Genomic DNA, 18,186 nt, shown 5'->3' on the forward strand with positions numbered 1-18,186 from the left:
ATCAGCGGAATCGGGCTTATTCGACGTTGATCGTCAGACTAGTATGCATGCTTCAATCGACATTCGGGAGAAGCGAACATGGCATCCGGCAACATCATGCTCATCACCGGCGTCAGCAGCGGCTTCGGCCGCGCGCTGGCACAGGAGGCGCTCGCGGCCGGCTACACGGTGGTCGGCACCGTGAGAAGCGCGCAGGCGGCACGGGAATTCGAAGCCCTGTCCGCGCAGGCGGCTTTCGCGCGCGTGCTCGACGTGACCGACTTCGATCGCATCGACGGCATCGTCGCGGAAATCGAAGCGAATGTCGGGCCCGTGGACGTGCTGGTGAACAACGCCGGCTACGGGCACGAAGGCGTCATGGAAGAAGCGCCGCTGGCGGAGATGCGCCGGCAGTTCGACGTGAACGTATTCGGCGCGGTCGCGATGATGAAGGCCGTCGTGCCGTTCATGCGTGCGCGGCGGCGCGGCCGCATCCTGAACATCACGTCGATGGGCGGCCACATCACGATGCCGGGGATCGCTTATTACTGCGGCAGCAAGTTCGCGCTGGAAGGCATTTCCGAAACCCTCGGCAAGGAACTCGAGCCTTTCGGCATTGCGGTGACGGCCGTGGCGCCCGGTTCGTTCCGCACCGACTGGGCCGGTCGCTCGATGGCGCGCACGCCGCGCTCGATCGCCGACTACGACGCGACCTTCGACCCGATCCGCAAGGCGCGCGAGGAGAAGAGCGGCAAGCAGTCGGGCGATCCCGCGAAAGCCGCGCGGGCGATGCTCGCGGTCATCGCGGCGGAACATCCGCCCGCACATCTGTTGCTCGGCAGCGATGCGTTGCGGCTGGTGCGAGACAAGTTGTCGGCACTGGAACAGGAAATCCGTGCATGGGAGGCCGTGACGGTGTCGACGGACGGCTGACGGCTGACGATCGGCCGGGCGGGGCGCACGAATCCGGATGCCCCGTTTCGCACGGGGCGTCGTTGACGCGATGCAGCACGGCAAGAAAACACCTTGATCGACAGTCGGTCCGACTTGCCGTGCATCTCGTCCGGGCGCACCGGCGTGGTGCGTATTCCAGGCGCTCATTCACCGTCAGCGGATGGTCGGCAGTCGCGGTGCACCGTCGCATCGCGGTTTCACAAAAATGCTGATAATGGCTTTCGGCCGTACGCCGTGTTCGTCCAACTCACCACAGGAGTCAATCGCGATGCCATACGTCACTACGAAGGATAACGTCGAGATCTTCTACAAGGACTGGGGCCCGAAGGACGCACAGCCCATCGTCTTCCATCATGGCTGGCCGTTGTCGGGCGACGACTGGGATGCGCAGATGCTCTTCTTCGTTCAGAAGGGCTATCGCGTGATTGCGCACGACCGGCGCGGCCACGGCCGGTCGGCGCAGGTGTCGGACGGCCATGACATGGATCATTACGCAGCGGACGCGTTCGCGGTCGTCGAAGCGCTCGACCTGCGCAATGCGGTGCATATCGGTCATTCGACCGGCGGCGGCGAAGTGGCCCGCTACGTCGCGAAGCACGGCCAGCCGGCCGGTCGTGTCGCGAAGGCGGTGCTGGTCAGCGCGGTGCCGCCGCTGATGCTGAAAACCGAATCGAACCCCGAAGGCTTGCCGATCGAGGTGTTCGACGGCTTCCGGAAGGCGCTCGCCGACAATCGCGCACAGTTCTTCCTCGACGTGCCGACCGGCCCGTTCTACGGTTTCAACCGGGCCGGCGCGACGGTGCATCAGGGCGTCATCCGGAACTGGTGGCGGCAGGGGATGGAGGGCAGCGCGAAGGCGCACTACGACGGCATCAAGGCGTTTTCGGAAACGGATCAGACCGAGGACCTGAAGTCGATCACCGTCCCGACGCTCGTGCTGCATGGCGAAGACGACCAGATCGTGCCGATCGCGGATGCCGCGCTGAAGTCGATCAAGCTGCTGCAGAACGGCACGCTCAAGACGTATCCGGGTTATTCGCACGGCATGCTGACGGTGAACGCGGACGTTCTCAACGCCGACCTGCTGGCGTTCGTGCAGGCGTAACGGCGGCGGCAGGCGATCCGGCAGCGCCGTTGGAAACGGCTGTCGGATCGCCTGCCGCATCTACCGGTCCTAACCGCGTTGAGGCGGCGGCCCGGATACGTGACCCGAGGCCGAATTTCGTGATCGATCAGGCAGTGAGTCTCGCGTCGATAGTGTCGGAATCCTGCCTGGCTCGACGCACCGTGGCCGGAGGTTGATAGCGATGTGCGCCATGGAGCCGGCGCTCACCTCGATCGTCAGTCACTCGCGGGTGTATTCATCGATCACACCAAGCATCTTCAACGCCCGTCCATCCACCAACTGGTCGTGCACAAAGTCGTAGCGCCAAACCGAATTCGGTTGCGTCGCACCGGGCAGGCGAATGTCGTTGCCGCAATCAACCGAAAGAAGCGCCGCGTTGCGGGCACGAATGCGTCACGCCTCACCGTTTTTTGAACTGCAACAAACAATGGGGTTGGATTGAGAAATGAAAATCCAGCCCCTGGTGCCGAATGTCGGTAGTTTCCGGATTATTGAAAGTTTATCGAATGGCAAAGCGGGTGGCCGGTGAGCCATTCGCGCAATTGTTGCCGTAGACAAACAGGTTTCTATTTTCGGAATATGCCGAATAAATCAGCGGATAAACTTCCTTCGCGCTGAATGAATAGGCGCCATCGCCAATGGTCACCAGCAGGTTGCCGGTGGCGTCGGTTTCGATCTTGTCGATCTTGCCGGCCTTGCAAAGTGCCTGCGCGAAAGCGCACGAGGAGGCGAACATCAGGGCTGAAAAAAGCACGGTCGCAATCTTTTTCATGTTTATTCCTAGGGTAATAATGAATGGAGTAACGCGGTTTGGTGTCGCATGGCCATGCCCGGAACTACATGCCTGCTTTTCCAGATCGCTGATTTTCGAGTGTCGAGAAATATGCGATGGCCTCGTCAGGCAAAAAACTCGTGAAAATAAATGTATAAAATAATATTCTTGCACCTCCGTTGTCTCGTCGATTTGGAATCGCGATGTTGCGGCGCGGAACACAGGCTATTGATTGGATTCGATGGATTCCAATCGAATTAATTTATCGGCTTCTTGATCCGATAATTTTTTGAATTAACTATGTTTTCGTAAATTTTCGATGAAGCTGTTTTTGTTTATTGATTGCTGTTGGAATTTGAATAATCGGCGATGAATATTGATGCGATGGTTGATGGTGTTGCGAGCGGGAGGACCAGGCGCACGGGATCGCCGGCCGCACGTTTCAGCGCAACCCGTTCAAGCGCATGCCCGGATACGTCAGCCGCGGCATCCGGCTTTCGACGAATACGTGCGGTTCGCGCACCTGCGATCAGCCGTTCGTCGAGCCGCTTCACGCGGTGTGTGTTCTCGCCGAACTTGCCTGCGCCGAGCAGGGTCGCGCAAGCGCAGGATTCGCTGAAAAGATCGACGGTGTCGACATCCATCCGCACGCTCGCGATCTGCACCTCTTGGGCGGGCCGCGTCTTGCGAAACGCGGCGAGCGCGTCGACTCCACCGGGGGCTTGCGTTTGATGCGTCCAATCGCTTTCCCTTGCTTTGTCCGCATGAGGCTGCCAATACCGGCCGGACGCGATGTGTCGGACTGTCGACCGGGCGCTCAGGGCGCGGTTCCGGTATAGCGGCCCGGGCGATGCCATGCGACGACCATCGCGCTCATGGCGATGGCGCTGATCGCCGACCAGCCGACGCGATCGACCTGAATGACCAGCGTGGACGTCAGCAGGATCGTCGCGTCGATACACACTTGCGTAATACCGGCGTTAATGCCCCGCACGCGTTGCAGCCACAACGTGACGACACCGGTACCGCCGACGCCCGCGCCGTGCCGCGCGAGCGCAAGAATGCCCATGCCGCATAGCGTGCCGCCCACCAATGCCGCGAACAGCGGGTTCACGAAGGCAATTTTCAGTGTCCGGGGCATCGCCGCGAGGGCGAACGTGATGCCGCAGCTCGCGATCGTCGATTTGATCGCGAAACGTGGCCCCATCACGAAGTGCGCGAAGATGAAGAACGGCAGGTTCACCAGCGTGAAGATCGTACCCACCGACAATGGACAGAGGTACGAGACGAGCAGCGCAATGCCGGCGATCCCGCCGGTGACAAGTCCGGCCGCCTTGAGCAGGACGAGCCCAATCACCACGAAGGCCATGCCGACTATCATCCCGTAGATGTCTTCGAGCACGGAGTGCGGCGTTGCACTTTTGTCGCGTGTCGGAATGGCGCCGGATACGGCGCCTGATTCGTGCTTCATGATGTCTGCAGCCACATCGGGACGGCGGATCGAATCCTCCCAGGTCGATCGCGCCGCGGGTTCCTGGTACGTGCCGATGTCTCCGGGCGGCGCGTGTCAGGCAGCTTACTCAGGCAATATTATTTGGGCAAATAACTCAAGCGACGTAATGGACCCGGCCGAACGGATCGGCAACCTTGCTGCGCCGTATGCGGGTCGAGTGCCGTCGGGAGGCTACAGGTACCAGTCGATCGTCTTCAGGATGCCCGTCTCGAAGGTTTCCGTCGGCTTCCATCGAAGTTCGCGCTCGAGCTTGCCTGCGTCGATCGCATAGCGGCGATCGTGACCGGGGCGGTCGGCGACGAAGTGCTTGAGGCGCGCGTGCGGTGCGCCCTGCGGCCGCCGCACGTCCAGCAGCGAGCAGATCAGGTCGACGATGTCGGCGTTGCGCCACTCGTTGCATCCTCCGACGTTGTATGTCTCGCCGACCGTGCCGTGCCGGATCACGGCATCGATCGCCCGGCAGTGATCATCGACGTAGAGCCAGTCGCGGACGTTGGCACCGTCGCCGTAGAGCGGAATGGGGGTGTCGTTGATGCAGTTGCGGATCACCGTCGGGATGAACTTCTCGTCGTGCTGCCGCGGGCCGTAGTTGTTCGAGCAGTTGGTCGTCGTGACGGGTAGCCCATACGTGTGGAAGTACGCGCGCACGAGATGGTCGGAGCCGGCCTTGCTGGCGGAATACGGCGAATTCGGCGCGTACGGCGTGGTTTCCGAGAACGGTGGATCGTCCGGGGCGAGCGATCCGTACACCTCGTCCGTGCCGATGTGATGGAAGCGGCGCTGCGCGTGCACGTCGGCGTTCCGCCCCGTCATCCAGACCGTGCGCGCCGCGTCGAGGAGGGTCCAGGTGCCGACGACGTTCGCGCGGACGAATTCGCCCGGGCCGGTGATCGAGCGGTCGACATGGCTCTCGGCGGCAAAGTGGACGATCGTGTCGATCGCGTGGTCGTGCAGCAGGCTTTCGACGAGCGGCCGGTCGCAGATGTCGCCGAGCACGAACCGGTGGCGGCCGGTGTCTTCCGAGCCCGAGAGATGGTCGAGGCTGCCGGCGTAGGTGAGCAGGTCGAGATTGATGATCTGGACCTGCGGGTCCGTCGCGAGCAGGTAGTGGACAAAGTTGGCACCGATAAACCCGGCGCCGCCCGTGACGAGGACATGTTTCGGTCGATGGCTCATGAGGTTCGTTTCCAGGTATCGAGCACGTCGGCGAGCGCCGGGATCCAGCACGGCGCCTCGATGCCGAAATGCTCGCGAATGCGGGTGCAGTCGAGTGCGGAGTTCGCCGGCCGTGGCGCCGGCAGCGGATAGGCGGCCGTGCGGATCGGGCGCACGAGCGGTATGCGATCGATGAGGCCGGTGCGCCGTGCCTGCCCGAAGATCGTCTCGGCGAAACCGTGCCAGGTCGTGACGGGTGTGCCGCACAGGTGGTAGGTGCCCCAGCGCGTCATCGCACCCGTGCGATGGCGATCAGCGATCGCAAGCAGCGCGTCGGCGACTGCGCCGGCGTGCGTCGGGCCGCCGTACTGGTCGGCGACGACCGCGAGTTCGTCGCGCTCGCGGCCGACCCGCAGCATCGTGCGCACGAAATTGCCGCCGTGCGCGCCGAACACCCACGCGATCCGGAGGATCAGGTGCGCATCCGGCAGCCGCTGGCGGACCGCTTCCTCTCCTGCCCATTTCGTGTGTCCGTAGACACCGAGCGGCGCGACACCCGCCGCTTCGTCGTACGCGCCTTGTGCACGGCCGTCGAACACGTAGTCGGTCGACAGGTGCAGCAACGGAATGCCGGCCGCGGCGCACGCGTCGGCGAGCGTCGCCGGGCCGGCGCAGTTGGCGCGCCATGCGGCGTCGGGTTCGGTTTCCGCGCGATCGACGGCCGTCCACGCGGCCGCATTGATCACGAGCGTCGCGCGGTGCGTGGCGAGCGCATCGCGGACGGCCTGCGGATTGGCGATGTCGAGTTGCGCACGGGATAGCCCGATGGCCGGGCGCGCACCCGCGCGCAGCAGGAGTTCACGACCGACCTGGCCGAGCGCGCCGGTCACGACGATCGTCATCGCGGGGCTCCGTGAAGGTCGGGCGACGCCGGCGTAAGGTCGCGCAGGCGCGGCTGTCGGAGATCCTTGTCGGACAGCGCAAACGGCACGTCGAGCGCGGGCCATTCGATGCCGATGTCGGGGTCGTCCCAGAGTACGCCCGCGTCCGACGACGGATCGTAGTATGCGGTGCACTTGTACGCGAAGTCGGCCTCGTCGGACAGCACGCAGAAGCCGTGCGCGAAGCCTGGCGGAATCCACAGCTGGCGGTGCGACACGTCGTCGAGCACGGTGCCGAACCAGCGCCCGAGATGCGGCGAACCGGGCCGGATGTCGACCGCGACGTCGTACACGGCGCCGCGCGACACGCGCACGAGCTTGCCCTGCGGATGCCGGAACTGGTAGTGCAGGCCGCGCAGCACGCCGCGCCGGGAGCGCGAGTGGTTGTCCTGCACGAAGCCCGCGTCGACGCCCGCGTCGCGCAGCCAGGACTCGCGATAGCTTTCGACGAAGAAGCCGCGCGCGTCGCCGAAGCTCGCCGGTTCGATCAGCAGCACACCCGGCAGCGTCGTCTCGATGACGGACGTCATGCGGCAACCTCCTTGTTCAGGAGGTCGAGCAGGTAACGGCCGTAACCGCTTTTCGACAGCGCGTGCGCGAGCGCTTCGAGCTGTTGCGAGTCGATCCAGCCGAGCCGGTACGCGATTTCCTCGGGGCACGCGATCTGCAGCCCCTGGCGTGCCTGCATCACCTGGATGAAATTCGCCGCATCGAGCAGCGACTCGTGCGTGCCGGTGTCGAGCCACGCATAGCCGCGGCCGAGGATCTCGACGTTCAGCTTGCCGTGTTCCAGATAGGCGCGGTTCAGGTCCGTGATCTCCAGCTCGCCTCGTGCGGACGGGCGCACCTCCTTCGCGAGCGAGACGACGTCGTTGTCGTAGAAGTAGAGACCCGTCACCGCGTAGTGCGATTTCGGTTCGCGGGGCTTCTCTTCGAGATCGATCGCCCGCCCGTGCTCGTCGAACGACACGACGCCGTAGCGCTCCGGGTCGCGCACGTAATAGCCGAACACCGTTGCGCCTGTCGTACGCGCGGCGACGCGCTGCAGCAGTGCCGACAGCGCCGGGCCGTGATAGATGTTGTCGCCGAGCACGAGCGTCGCCGCGTCGTGTCCGATGAATGGCGCGCCGATCACGAACGCCTGCGCGAGCCCGTCCGGGCTCGGCTGAACCGCATACGAGAAATTCATGCCCCACTGTTCGCCGTCGCCGAGCAGTTGCCGGAACGCATCGAGATCGCGCGGCGTCGAGATGATCAGGACGTCGCGGATGCCGGCCAGCATGATCGTGCTGAGCGGGTAGTAGATCATCGGCTTGTCGTACACCGGCATCAGCTGCTTCGATACCGAATGCGTGAGCGGATGGAGCCGGGTGCCGGATCCGCCCGCCAGAATCAGTCCCTTACGGCCAGTCGCTGTGTGCATGATGTCCTCGCTGTGATGAAGAAGGGCGGGCCGCGTGCGCGTCAACCCGGATCGATGCGTCGGAACACGATCGCGAAGCCGGCCAGGTAGACGGCGGCGATCACCGCGAAACCGGCGGCGGTCGCGCGGTCCGGGTCGGCGATCGCGTGCAGCACGACCGACGCGATCGCGACGCCGACCAGCGAACCGATCTGCCGGCTCGCGTTCAGCGAGGCGGCGGCGAGATTCGCGTCCGCGGGGCCGGCCGACTGCATGACGACGAGATTCATCGCGGGGATCGCCTGGCCCGCGCCGAAGTTCGCGATCCCGACCGCGATCGCGAGCGCCGTGTAGGGCAGCGCCTCGATGCCGATCAGCGCGGCGCTGCCGAGCGTGGCGAGCGCGAGGCCCGCGAGCAGCGTGCTGCGCGGGCCGAGCCGCGCGCTCACGCGGGCGGACGCGAGATTGCCGATGCCGAACATCGCCATCAGCGGAAACAGTTCGAAGCCGGCGCGCAGCGCGCTCGCGCCGCGCGTCTGCTGCAGGTAAAGGCTCAGCAGGAAGATTTCGGCAAGGATGCCGAAATTGATCGCGAGCCCGAGCAGGCCGCCCGCGACGAAGCGCGGGTTGTGCAGCAGCGCGGGCGACAGGATCCGGTGGCGGGCGCGACGTTCGCGCCATACGAATGCGGCGCCGGCGGCGAGCGTCGCGGCCGCGCCGGCGACGATGGCGGGCGAGCGCCAGCCGGCGCCCGGCCCCTCGATCAGCGTATAGCTGAGCGCCGCGAGCGCGAGCACGCCGAGCAGATGGCCGAACGTGTTCAGCGGGCCGGGATGGCGCGGCGCGTGCCCGACGTGGCGGCGCGTGAGCCACAGTCCGGCGAGGCCGACGGGCAGGTTGACCCAGAAGATCCCGCGCCAGCCGATCGCGTCGACGAGCACGCCGCCGACGCACGGCCCGATCGCCATCGCCGCCGATACCAGCGCGCCCCAGATGCCGATCATCCGCGTGCGCAGCGGCCCGGCCGGAAATGCCAGCGTGAGCAGGCTGAGCGAGCTCGGCATGAAGAGCGCGGCACCGACGCCCTGCAGCAGCCGCGCGCCAACGAGCATGCTGCTCGTCTGCGCGGCAGCGCACAGCACCGACGCGGCGACGAACAGCGCGAGCCCGGCGACATAGATCGCGCGCGGCCCGTAACGGTTCGCGAGCGCGCCGCCGAACAGCAGCAGCGCGGCGAAGCTGAGCGTATAGGCGTCGACCACCCAGACAAGTGCCGTCAGCGACATCTCGAGACTCGCCTGCATCGCTTTCAGCGCGACGTTCACGATGGTCACGTCGAGCATCGCCATCACGAAGCCGCAGGCCAGCGCGACCATCACGCGCGCCGGTTGCGTGGCGGTCGCGCCGGCAGCAGCGGCGGTGTTCGTGCTCATGCCGCGCGCCCGCCGAGATAGAGGTGCCGCATCTCGTCGCTGTCGAGCAGTTCGGCCGACGTGCCCGTCAGCGCAACGCGGCCCATCGTCAGCACCACGCCGCGATCGGCGATGCGCAGCGCTTCGATCGCGTTCTGTTCGACCATCAGCACCGCGATGTGCTCGGTGTCGCGCATCCTGACGATCGCGTCGAACACCTCGTCGACCATCTTCGGCGACAGGCCGGCCGACGGCTCGTCGAGCAGCAGCAGCACGGGGCGGGGCATCAGCGCACGTGCGAGCGACACGATCTGCCGTTCGCCGCCCGACAGCGCACCCGCGGGCGACCGGTAGCGGCGCCGCAGCACGGCGTATTGCTCGCACAGCTCCTCGATCCGCGCTTCGCGCGGGAACGCGGACATCGCGTGGCCGCCGAGCATCAGGTTCTCGCGAACCGTCAGCGTGCCGAACACGTTGTCGGTCTGCGGAACGAAGCCGATGTCGTGCTCGCGGATCTTGCGGTGTACCGGCACTCGCGAGATGTCGCGGCCGTGCATCGCGACCGTGCCGGCGCGCGGCAGCACGAAGCCGGCGATGGCCTTGAGGAGCGTCGACTTGCCGCAGCCGTTCGGGCCGAGGATCGTGACGATGTCGACCGGCCCGACGGATAGCGATACCCCGTGCAGGATGTCGATGTCGGGTGTGTAGCCGGCGATCAGATCGCGGACGTCGATCATGACACCCCCAGCGGACGGCGCGCATGCGCCCGGCCCAGGTAGGCATCGAGCACGCGCCGGTTGCTCTCGAGTTCGGCGGGGCGGCAATCGGCGATCGCGGCGCCGCGATCGAGCACGATGCAGCGATCGCACAGCTCGCGGATGAAGTGCATGTCGTGCTCGATCACGACGAGCGTGACGCCCTGTCCGCAGATGCGGCGCAGTTCGGCGACCAGCTCGCCGCGCAGGTTGGGGTGAACGCCTGCGGTCGGTTCGTCGAGCAGCAGCAGCTTCGGCTCGGTCATCATCGCGCACGCGATGCCGAGCAGCTTCTTCTGGCCGCCCGAGATCGCCGCGGCGCCGAGCTGCGCGACGTGCGCGAGCTTCAGCTCCTCGAGCAGCGCGGTGGCGCGTGCGCGGGTTCCGGCTTCGAGCGTGCGCGTCGCGCGACCGCGCAGCAGCGCCGCGATCGGGCCGTGACGGGCCGACGACGCGGCCATCGTCAGTTCCAGCACCGACATGCGCGCGGGCATCGACGGCAACTGGAACGTCCGGCGGATGCCGAGCCGCGCGATCCGGTGCGGCGCAAGCGTGTCGATGCGGCGCCCGGCGAAGCGGATCGCGCCGGCCGCGACGGGAGCGAAGCCCGTGATCGCGTTGAGCGCCGTGCTCTTGCCCGAGCCGTTCGGACCGAGCAGCCCGACGATCTCGCCGGCGCCGACGGACAGCGTGAGGCCGGACAGCACCGTGTTGTCGCCGTAACGTATCGTGACGCCTTCAAGGTCGAGCAGGGCGCTCATGGGTGAACCTCCAGTCGTTCCGGCACAAGGCCGCGCGGGCGCCACAGCACGCACGCGAGCAGCATCAGGCCGACGAGGCCGAGGCGCACCGCGCCCGCGAGGTCGCTGCCGACGCCGAGCCAGTCCTTCAGAAACGGTGCGAGCGCGTAGACCGCTTGCACGATGAGCGCGCCGGCCAGCACGCCTGCGTGGCTGCCGAGCCCGCCGACCATGACGATGGTCCACAGCGCGAAGGTTTCGGAAGCCACCATCGCGTCCGGGCCGACGTAGCTGATGTACCAGGTGAGGAGCGCGCCCGCGAACGCTGCGGGCAGCGCTCCCGCGACGCTCGCCCAGGTCTTCAGCGCGACCGGGTCGTAGCCGAAGCAGACGGCGAGCGCGGGCTCCTCGCGCATCACCTTCAGCGCGCGGCCGAAGCGGCCGGTGGTCAGCAGCCGGCATGCGGCGTATGCGACGGCGAGGCCGCCGGCCGCGACGGCGAGGAACGCGAGGTCGGCCCACGGCGCGCGCAGCCCGGGAAAGAGCGGCGCGATGCCGCCGATGCCTTGCGCGCCGCCCGTCAGCCAGCCTTCGTTCAACGCGAACGTGCGCAGGATCTCGGCGATCGCGAGCGTCGCGATGCCCCAGTAGTCGGCCGACAGATGGCGGCCGAGCCGCGCGATCGCGACGGCCAGCACGCTCGCCGCGCCCGCCGCGAGCGCGAGCGCGGCCGGCAGCGGCCAGCCGAGCTGCGACGCGATGCCGGCAGCATAGGCGCCGAGCCCCGCGAACGCGACGAAGCCGAAATTGACGAGCCCCGCGTAGCCGGCCTGCAGGTTCAGGCCGAGCGCCATCGTCGCGTACAGGCACGCGACGGTCAGCAGATGGACGATGAAACTAGACACGACGCACCTCCCTGTCGAAGATCCCGTACGGCCGGAATGCGAGTGCGACGAGCAGGATCGCGAACGACACCGCGCCGACGTATTCGACCGGAAAGAACGCGAGCGGCCGACCGACCAGCCCGCCGAAGTCGACGTCGAGCGCCGTCGTTTCTGCGAACGCGATCAGCAGTGCGCCGGCCGCCGCGCCGAGCGGATTGCCGAGGCCGCCGAGGATGGCGGCGGAAAACACCGGGATCAGCAGCCCGTAGCCGAGGTTGACGTGCACGCTTTCGGTCGCGCCCAGCATCGTGCCGCCGAGTGCCGCGAGCACGCCGCTTGCGAACGTGATCACGTTGGTCACGCGCTGCGCGTCGATGCCCGTCGCGAGCGCGAGCGCGCGATTCGACGCGAGTGCGCGCATCGCGCGGCCGAGGCGGGTGCGGTACAGCAGCAGCGCGAACACGCCGAGCGCGGCGGCGCCGCATGCGATCGAACCCGCCTGCGAGGACGATATCGCGACGCCGCCGACCATCAGCGGCGGACGCACCGCCTGCGCATACTGCAGCGGCCGCGAGCCGGCGGCGCCGAGCATCAGCGCGACCGCGAGCAGCGACACGGCGAGCGAACCGATCATCGCGGCCGCGCTGCCCGAGCGCAGCAGCCGCGTGAACACGAACAGGTTCAGCAGCGTCGCGGCAAGGCCGACCAGCACGCACGACACGGCGGTCGCGAGCGCGAACGGCAGGCCCGCGCGCTCGAACCCGAGGGTCGCGAACGCACCGATCATCGCGTACTGGACGTGTGCGATGTTCGGGAAGCGAATCAGCGAATACAGCGTCGACAGGCCGACCGACACGAGAAGCAGGTCGGACGTGCGCATCAGGACATCGATCAGGAATTGCAGCATCGCGTTGCTCCCGATGGCTAGCGCGCTACCGCGCGACGACGGATTGCCGGTACGCGACCTTCTCGTACGGCTGCACCGTGCGCTGGCCGTCGGCGTCGAAGGCGATCGTGCCGGTCACGCCCGTATACGGCTGGCTGGCCGTGAGCGCCGCGCGCACCTTCGCCGGATCGGCCGATTGCGCGCGATTGATCGCGGCGGCGGACAGCATCGTCGCGTCGTACGCGTAGCTGCCGAACGCCGAGCGCGGCGCCTCGTGGTAGGTGGCGCGGTAGTCGGCCGCGTACGCGGCGGCGCTTGTGCCGAGCGCGGCGACCTCCAGGCCGATCTGCCCCTGCGCGATCTGGGCGGGCGTGTCGCTCGTGCACATCGTCAGGTAGATCCCGTACCACGGCTGCTGGTTGAGGCGCATCTCGAACGCTTGCCGGTTCAGCGTCGCGGCTTCCTGTCCGTACGCGCTGTACACGTAGCCGTCGGGCTGTGCGCGCGATGCCTGCTCCAGTTCGCGCCGGTAAGTCGATTGGCCCTCGGTGTAGAGCACCGTCGAGACGATCGTGCCGCCGAGCGCCTCGAAGCGCTTCTTGAACTCGGCCGCGATGCCCTGGCCGTAGCCGTTGTTCGGCGCGATCAGCGCGACGCGCCGCAGTTTGCGGTCGTACACATCCTGCGCGGCGAAGCGCGCGGACAGATCGTCGAGACCGATTGCGCTGAACGAGCCCGCGCCGATCTTGCGAACCTGCTGGCTCGACGAGCCGATGTTGATGTGCACGTCGCCCTGACGCACGAGGAATTGCCCGACCGGAATCGTCACCGACGAAGAGAATTCGCCGAGCACGAGCGGCACGCGCTCGACCGTCGCCAGCTTGCGTGCGGCGTCGAGCGCCGTGTTCGCCGTGCCGCCCGAATCCTCGATCCGCACCTGCAGCTTCTGCCCGAGCACGCCGCCTTGCGCGTTGATCTTCGCGACCGCGAGCTCGATCCCGCGCCGCTGGTCCTCGCCGATCGACGCGCTTGCGCCTGTCAGCGGCAACACGGCGCCGACGCTGACGTCGGCGCGCGCAGGAAATGTCGCCCACGCGCCGAGCGCGACGCAGATCCCGAGACTCCAGCAACCCAGCTTCATTTTTGTTCTCCTGAATGCGTGTTGAATTGCGTTTGAAATACAAAAGTGTCGACAGAATCACAGAACAAAATTCGTTGGCAAACATTTTTTGGAGCGCTGGGGCGAAGTCCGCAAGACGCACCGATTTGTGCGAGAAAATGCCTTGTTTAAAGGCAAAAAATGCACAAACCAAGAGACGGTAAACACCAACGACGGGCATATGCTCCAGATTGGAGCAGCCTCGAATATTTTTAAAAAAGTGTATACAGTTATGAATACGGATGCTTAGAATTCAACCCACTCGACACGGGAAACGGAGGCGGTGCGATGGAGATCAAGCGATATGGCGCAGGGGAACGGATGAGCCAGCTCGTGGTTGCGGGCGGCTTCGCGTTCATTGCCGGACAGGTTGCCGACGACACCGCACTCGACGTCGCCGGCCAGACCCGCCAGATCCTCGACAAGATCGACCTGCTGCTCGACGGCGCGGGGCTCGACAAGCGCCGGATCGTGTCCGCGAACATCTGGCTTGCCGATCACCGGAGCTTCGCCGACATGAACCGGGTCTGGGACGCATGGGTGCCGCAGGGCGATCCGCCGGCGCGCGCATGTGTGGAGTCGGCGCTCGCGTTTCCCGAGTACACGGTTGAAATCGCGGTGATCGCCGCGTTCTAGCGGAGGCGAATGATGAGGACGGTCGTGCTCGGAGGCGGTATCGTCGGTGTGACGACCGCATATTTTCTCGCGAAGGCGGGCGACGAGGTAGTCGTGGTCGACCGGCGCGACGGCGTCGCGCTCGAGACGAGCTTCGCGAACGCGGGGCTGATCGCGCCGGGGCATTCCTATACGTGGGCGTCGCCGCGCGCGCCGAAGATCCTGCTCAAGTCGCTGTTCTCGGACGGGCAGGCGCTGCGCCTCAAGTGGTCGACGGACTGGCGGATGTGGGCGTGGTGCCGCCAGTTCCTGCAGAACTGCACGGTTGAGCGGTCGCGCCGGAACACGTCGATCAAGGTGCGGCTGTGCCGCTACGCGCAGCAGCAACTCCAGTCGGCGACCCGCGACGAGCGGCTCGCGTACGACCGGACCAGCGGCGGGCTGCTGTACCTGTACCGGGATCCCGCGTCGTTCGAGCGCGGCGTTGCGAACATGCGGATCCTGTCCGAGAACGGCCTGCCGCTCGAGACGCTCGATCCGCGCGCGGTGATCGAGCGCGAGCCCGCGCTCGCCGGCGCGGCGGGCGAGATCGCGGGCGCGATCTACTGCCCGTCCGACGAGAGCGGCGACGCGCATCTGTTTACCCGCGCGCTCGCCGAGCGCTGTCGTGCGCTCGGCGTCGAGTTCCGCTTCGGCGCGACGATCGACGGCGTGCGCGCGAACGCGGACGCGGTGGACTACGTACAGACGTCGCAGGGCCGCGTGAGCGGCGACCGCTACGTGCTCGCGCTCGGTGCGTACTCGCCGTTCGTCGCGCGCCGGCTCGGCTACCGGTTGCCGATCTATCCGGTGAAAGGCTATTCGGTCACGCTGCCGATCGACGCGCGCCACGAGCCGCCGACGCTCGGCGGCGTCGAGGAAAACCAGCTCGTCGCGTGGGCACGGTTCGGCGAGCGGCTGCGCCTGACCGCGACGGCCGAATTCGGTGGCTACGACACGACCCACACGCCCGCGGACTTCACGCACATGCTGGCGACCGCGAAGGCGCTGTTTCCGAACGGCGCCGACTATACGAAACCGTCGTACTGGGCCGGGTTGCGGCCGATGACACCGGAAGGCACGCCGATCATCGGCGCGACCCGGCACCGCAACCTGTTTCTCAACACCGGGCATGGTCACATGGGCTGGACGATGTCGTGCGGTACCGCGAAGATCGTCGCCGACCTGATCCACGGCCGGCGGCCCGACATCGACATTACCGGGATGACACTCCAGTGAGCGAACTTCTTTCGACCCCTGTACAGCGCGGCGCGGATTCGTACGCGCGCTTCGGTTTCTCGCTCGATGCGGGCATCGCGCGCCGCGCGGCGATCGGGCTTGTCGTGCTCGCGACCGACCATACGATCGAATACGAATGGCGGCGCGTGCTCGCGCTCGACGGCGTCGCGTTCTACGAGAGCCGGATCGCGAACTCCGCCGACATCACCGCGGAGACGCTCGCGCGGATGGATGGCGGGATCGCGGCGGCCGTCGAGCTGATCCGCCCCGGCGAGCGCCTCGACGTGGTGGCGTTCGGCTGCACGTCGGCGTCGATGGTGCTCGGCGAGGAGCGCGTGTTCGAGCGGATCCGCGAGGCGCGGCCGGGCGTCGCGTGCACGACGCCGATCACCGCGGCGCGGGTCGCGCTCGGCGCGCTGGGTGCGCGCGGCGTCGCGCTCCTCACGCCGTACGAGCGCTCGATCAATGAAGCGATGGCCGCCTACCTGCGTGCGCGCGGCGTCGACGTCGTGCGAGCGGGCTCGTTCGAGCACCGCGACGACAACGAGGTGGCGCGGATCGACCGCGCATCCATCGAGCGCGCGGTGCTCGCGCTGGCCGCCGATCCGGCGGTGGACGCGGTGTTCGTGTCGTGCACGAGCCTTCGGCTCGTCGACGCGCTCGCGGAGATCGAGGCGCGTGCCGGCAAGCCGGTATTGTCGAGCAATCACGCGCTCGCGTGGCATGCGCTGCGGCTCGCCGGCATCGACGATCCGGTGCCGGGCTTCGGGAGCCTGCTGATGCGATGACGGTTGCTGCACGAGAGGCGTCCGCAGGCCGGTCCATGGCCGATAATGACGGTCGCCGACAGACGAAGGAGGAGGCGAGATGGTAGCGAATTCCGTGCTTGGCGGCCGCGAGGCACTGGCGCCCAGGCGCGCGGGCCTGACGGTCAACGAGATTTACGAGCAACTGAAGCAGATGGCCGTGCTGTATACGATCCGGCCGGGCGAGCGGGTCAACGAGCTTGAACTGGCGGAACGGTTCGACGTCAGCCGCACGCCGATCCGGGAGGCGCTGAACCGTCTCGTCGCAGAGAACCTGCTGGTATTCGTGCCGAATCGCGGATTCTTCATCCGCCAACTGGAAGGGAAAGACGTGTTCGATCTCTTTGAGCTGAGGCGTTCGATCGAGTCGACCGCGGTGATGCTCGCGTGCGAGCGGGCGTCCGACAACGAAATCAAGACGCTGCGCCGCTTCTGGCGGCAGGTGATGAAGAGCGCACCGCGGATGCCGTCGTCGGAGCTCGTCCTGAAGGACGAACTGTTTCACCTGGAACTTGCCGCGCTGTCGGGCAATGCGGAGATCGGGCGCGTACTGCAGGGAATCAACGCGCGGATTCACTACGTGCGATGGGTCGATGTCGACCAGCGGCGCGACGCGGCCTTCACCGAGCATCTGGAGATCCTCGACGCGCTCGCCGCGCGGGACACCGAACGATGCGTCGCGTTGACCGACACGCACATCCGCTGGCGGATGGAGGAAATCACGCGCGTCGTGGCAGCGAGCGTCGTCAAGCTGTACGCGAAATAACGGGCGGTCCCCGGCGCACGCGCGCCCGGAGAGACCGTGCCGACGAGACGCAAGGCAAAGGAGGACGGGCCGCCCGCCTGCCGGTGCGGCGCATCGCCACGCTTTCGTTACGAGGTGCCGTCATGAAACATGGCACGCTGGTCACGCTGTACAAGCCGTCCGCGGCGCAGATCGATCATCTGCTGGGCCTGCCCGCGCACAGTCCGGCCGTCGTCGCGGTCGACAACTCGCCCGTCGTCGATCGCGAACTGCACGCGCGGCTCGCCGCGCACGGCGTCGACGTGGTCGCGAACCACAACCGCGGCGGGATCGCCGGCGCGTTCAACGCCGGTGTGGAGTTTCTCGTTCGCCGCGGCTGCGACGTGTTTTTCATCTTCGACCAGGATTCGACCGTGCCCGCCGATTACTTCGAGCGGATGCTCACGGGGTGTGCGACGGTCGGCGATACGCGCTTCCTGGTCGGGCCGCGCATCTTCAACCGCAACTTCCGGCGCAACCTGCCGCTCTTCACCGTACGCCGCTGGTCTGCGCGGATCACGCCGATCGGCGACGGCGCACGCGGCTTGCTGCCGTGCTCGGTAATCATCTCGTCCGGCACTGCGATCTCGCTCGACGCATATCGCGCGCTCGGCCGGTTTCGCGAGGATTTCTTCATCGACCATGTCGACGCCGAGTACTGCATGCGCGCGCAGGCGAACGGCGTGCCGGTGTGCGTGAATGCGGACGTGTCGCTGCCGCACGAGCTAGGCAGTCCGTCGGTCCGGCAGCACTGGCCGCGCGTCGAGATCTTCGACCAGAGCGCGCTGCGCCATTACTACGCAGCCCGCAACTGCATCCTCGTCGCACGCGACTATTGGCGCCGCTATCCGGCCATGCTGCTGATCAACCTGATCACGCTGAAGCACGTTGCCTTCATCCTGCTGCATGCGCGCGACAAGCGAACCAAGCTGCACGCGATTCTGTGCGGCGTGACGGACGGGCTGCGCGGCCGCTACGGGCGGGTCTGACCGAATCGTGACGATGTGCGGAATCGCGTTTCATTA

General features: G+C 66.6%; 20 protein-coding genes and 1 pseudogene. 7 read left to right on the forward strand and 14 right to left on the reverse strand.

Features of this window, described 5'->3' with window-relative positions:
• Positions 1 to 78: 78 nt before the first annotated feature.
• Together ABD05_RS31520 and ABD05_RS31525 are read left to right on the forward strand one after the other, a co-directional pair.
• Positions 79 to 912: an oxidoreductase gene (locus ABD05_RS31520; protein ID WP_047904095.1), complete on the forward strand. Its 834-nt coding sequence runs from the start codon at positions 79 to 81 to the stop codon at positions 910 to 912.
• A 289-nt stretch (positions 913 to 1,201) separates the two neighbouring features.
• The gene (locus tag ABD05_RS31525; RefSeq protein WP_047904096.1) at positions 1,202 to 2,038 is read left to right on the forward strand and encodes an alpha/beta fold hydrolase; all 837 of its coding nucleotides are present in this window, start codon (positions 1,202 to 1,204) and stop codon (positions 2,036 to 2,038) included.
• A 243-nt stretch (positions 2,039 to 2,281) separates the two neighbouring features.
• Here ABD05_RS31525 and ABD05_RS39585 read toward each other — a convergent pair.
• The 14 genes and pseudogenes from ABD05_RS39585 to ABD05_RS31590 form a co-directional block, all read right to left on the reverse strand.
• A pseudogene (locus tag ABD05_RS39585) lies at positions 2,282 to 2,413 on the reverse strand (IS3-like element ISBcen23 family transposase); the annotation flags it as partial.
• A gap of 145 nt (positions 2,414 to 2,558) precedes the next feature.
• Positions 2,559 to 2,831 (reverse strand): hypothetical protein, encoded by a 273-nt coding sequence (locus ABD05_RS31530; RefSeq protein WP_047904097.1) that lies wholly within the window; start codon positions 2,829 to 2,831, stop codon positions 2,559 to 2,561.
• 335 nt (positions 2,832 to 3,166) lie between these two features.
• Complete coding sequence (locus ABD05_RS31535) at positions 3,167 to 3,475, reverse strand: hypothetical protein (protein ID WP_148669184.1); 309 nt, start codon at positions 3,473 to 3,475, stop codon at positions 3,167 to 3,169.
• 173 nt (positions 3,476 to 3,648) lie between these two features.
• The gene (locus tag ABD05_RS31540) at positions 3,649 to 4,302 is read right to left on the reverse strand and encodes a YitT family protein (RefSeq protein WP_082146306.1); all 654 of its coding nucleotides are present in this window, start codon (positions 4,300 to 4,302) and stop codon (positions 3,649 to 3,651) included.
• Between the two features lie 213 nt (positions 4,303 to 4,515).
• Positions 4,516 to 5,520, reverse strand: a complete 1,005-nt coding sequence (gene rfbB / locus ABD05_RS31545; RefSeq protein ID WP_047904099.1) for a dTDP-glucose 4,6-dehydratase — start codon at positions 5,518 to 5,520, stop codon at positions 4,516 to 4,518.
• A complete protein-coding gene (gene rfbD, locus ABD05_RS31550) occupies positions 5,517 to 6,401 on the reverse strand; it encodes a dTDP-4-dehydrorhamnose reductase (protein ID WP_047904100.1) in 885 nt (294 codons plus the stop codon). Before rfbD ends, rfbB begins: the two co-directional genes overlap by 4 nt.
• On the reverse strand, positions 6,398 to 6,970 hold the full coding sequence (gene rfbC, locus ABD05_RS31555) for a dTDP-4-dehydrorhamnose 3,5-epimerase (protein WP_047904101.1): 573 nt from the start codon (positions 6,968 to 6,970) through the stop codon (positions 6,398 to 6,400). The genes rfbD and rfbC overlap by 4 nt, the downstream gene beginning before the upstream one ends.
• Entirely contained in the window at positions 6,967 to 7,863 is an 897-nt protein-coding gene (gene rfbA, locus ABD05_RS31560; protein ID WP_047904102.1) for a glucose-1-phosphate thymidylyltransferase RfbA, read from the reverse strand. Before rfbA ends, rfbC begins: the two co-directional genes overlap by 4 nt.
• A gap of 41 nt (positions 7,864 to 7,904) precedes the next feature.
• Positions 7,905 to 9,275 (reverse strand): MFS transporter, encoded by a 1,371-nt coding sequence (locus ABD05_RS31565; protein WP_047904103.1) that lies wholly within the window; start codon positions 9,273 to 9,275, stop codon positions 7,905 to 7,907.
• Entirely contained in the window at positions 9,272 to 9,991 is a 720-nt protein-coding gene (locus ABD05_RS31570) for an ABC transporter ATP-binding protein (protein WP_047904104.1), read from the reverse strand. Before ABD05_RS31570 ends, ABD05_RS31565 begins: the two co-directional genes overlap by 4 nt.
• The gene (locus ABD05_RS31575; protein WP_047904105.1) at positions 9,988 to 10,770 is read right to left on the reverse strand and encodes an ABC transporter ATP-binding protein; all 783 of its coding nucleotides are present in this window, start codon (positions 10,768 to 10,770) and stop codon (positions 9,988 to 9,990) included. Before ABD05_RS31575 ends, ABD05_RS31570 begins: the two co-directional genes overlap by 4 nt.
• Positions 10,767 to 11,654 (reverse strand): branched-chain amino acid ABC transporter permease, encoded by an 888-nt coding sequence (locus tag ABD05_RS31580; protein ID WP_082146307.1) that lies wholly within the window; start codon positions 11,652 to 11,654, stop codon positions 10,767 to 10,769. Before ABD05_RS31580 ends, ABD05_RS31575 begins: the two co-directional genes overlap by 4 nt.
• Positions 11,647 to 12,540, reverse strand: coding sequence for a branched-chain amino acid ABC transporter permease (locus tag ABD05_RS31585; protein ID WP_047904106.1), 894 nt, complete (start codon positions 12,538 to 12,540; stop codon positions 11,647 to 11,649). The genes ABD05_RS31580 and ABD05_RS31585 overlap by 8 nt, the downstream gene beginning before the upstream one ends.
• Positions 12,541 to 12,565: 25 nt before the next feature.
• Complete coding sequence (locus tag ABD05_RS31590; protein WP_047904107.1) at positions 12,566 to 13,660, reverse strand: ABC transporter substrate-binding protein; 1,095 nt, start codon at positions 13,658 to 13,660, stop codon at positions 12,566 to 12,568.
• 306 nt (positions 13,661 to 13,966) lie between these two features.
• Between ABD05_RS31590 and ABD05_RS31595 the strand changes: the two genes are divergently transcribed.
• From ABD05_RS31595 to ABD05_RS31615, 5 genes are all read left to right on the forward strand, one after another.
• Entirely contained in the window at positions 13,967 to 14,314 is a 348-nt protein-coding gene (locus ABD05_RS31595) for a RidA family protein (RefSeq protein WP_047904108.1), read from the forward strand.
• A 12-nt stretch (positions 14,315 to 14,326) separates the two neighbouring features.
• Positions 14,327 to 15,571: a D-amino acid dehydrogenase gene (locus ABD05_RS31600; protein WP_047904648.1), complete on the forward strand. Its 1,245-nt coding sequence runs from the start codon at positions 14,327 to 14,329 to the stop codon at positions 15,569 to 15,571.
• Positions 15,568 to 16,359: a maleate cis-trans isomerase family protein gene (locus ABD05_RS31605; protein WP_047904109.1), complete on the forward strand. Its 792-nt coding sequence runs from the start codon at positions 15,568 to 15,570 to the stop codon at positions 16,357 to 16,359. Before ABD05_RS31600 ends, ABD05_RS31605 begins: the two co-directional genes overlap by 4 nt.
• Positions 16,360 to 16,438: 79 nt before the next feature.
• Complete coding sequence (locus ABD05_RS31610) at positions 16,439 to 17,143, forward strand: GntR family transcriptional regulator (protein ID WP_047904110.1); 705 nt, start codon at positions 16,439 to 16,441, stop codon at positions 17,141 to 17,143.
• 122 nt (positions 17,144 to 17,265) lie between these two features.
• Complete coding sequence (locus tag ABD05_RS31615; RefSeq protein WP_047904111.1) at positions 17,266 to 18,150, forward strand: glycosyltransferase family 2 protein; 885 nt, start codon at positions 17,266 to 17,268, stop codon at positions 18,148 to 18,150.
• Positions 18,151 to 18,186 lie beyond the last annotated feature (36 nt).

Origin of the sequence: Burkholderia pyrrocinia (assembly GCF_001028665.1) — a bacterium.
GTDB lineage: Bacteria > Pseudomonadota > Gammaproteobacteria > Burkholderiales > Burkholderiaceae > Burkholderia > Burkholderia pyrrocinia.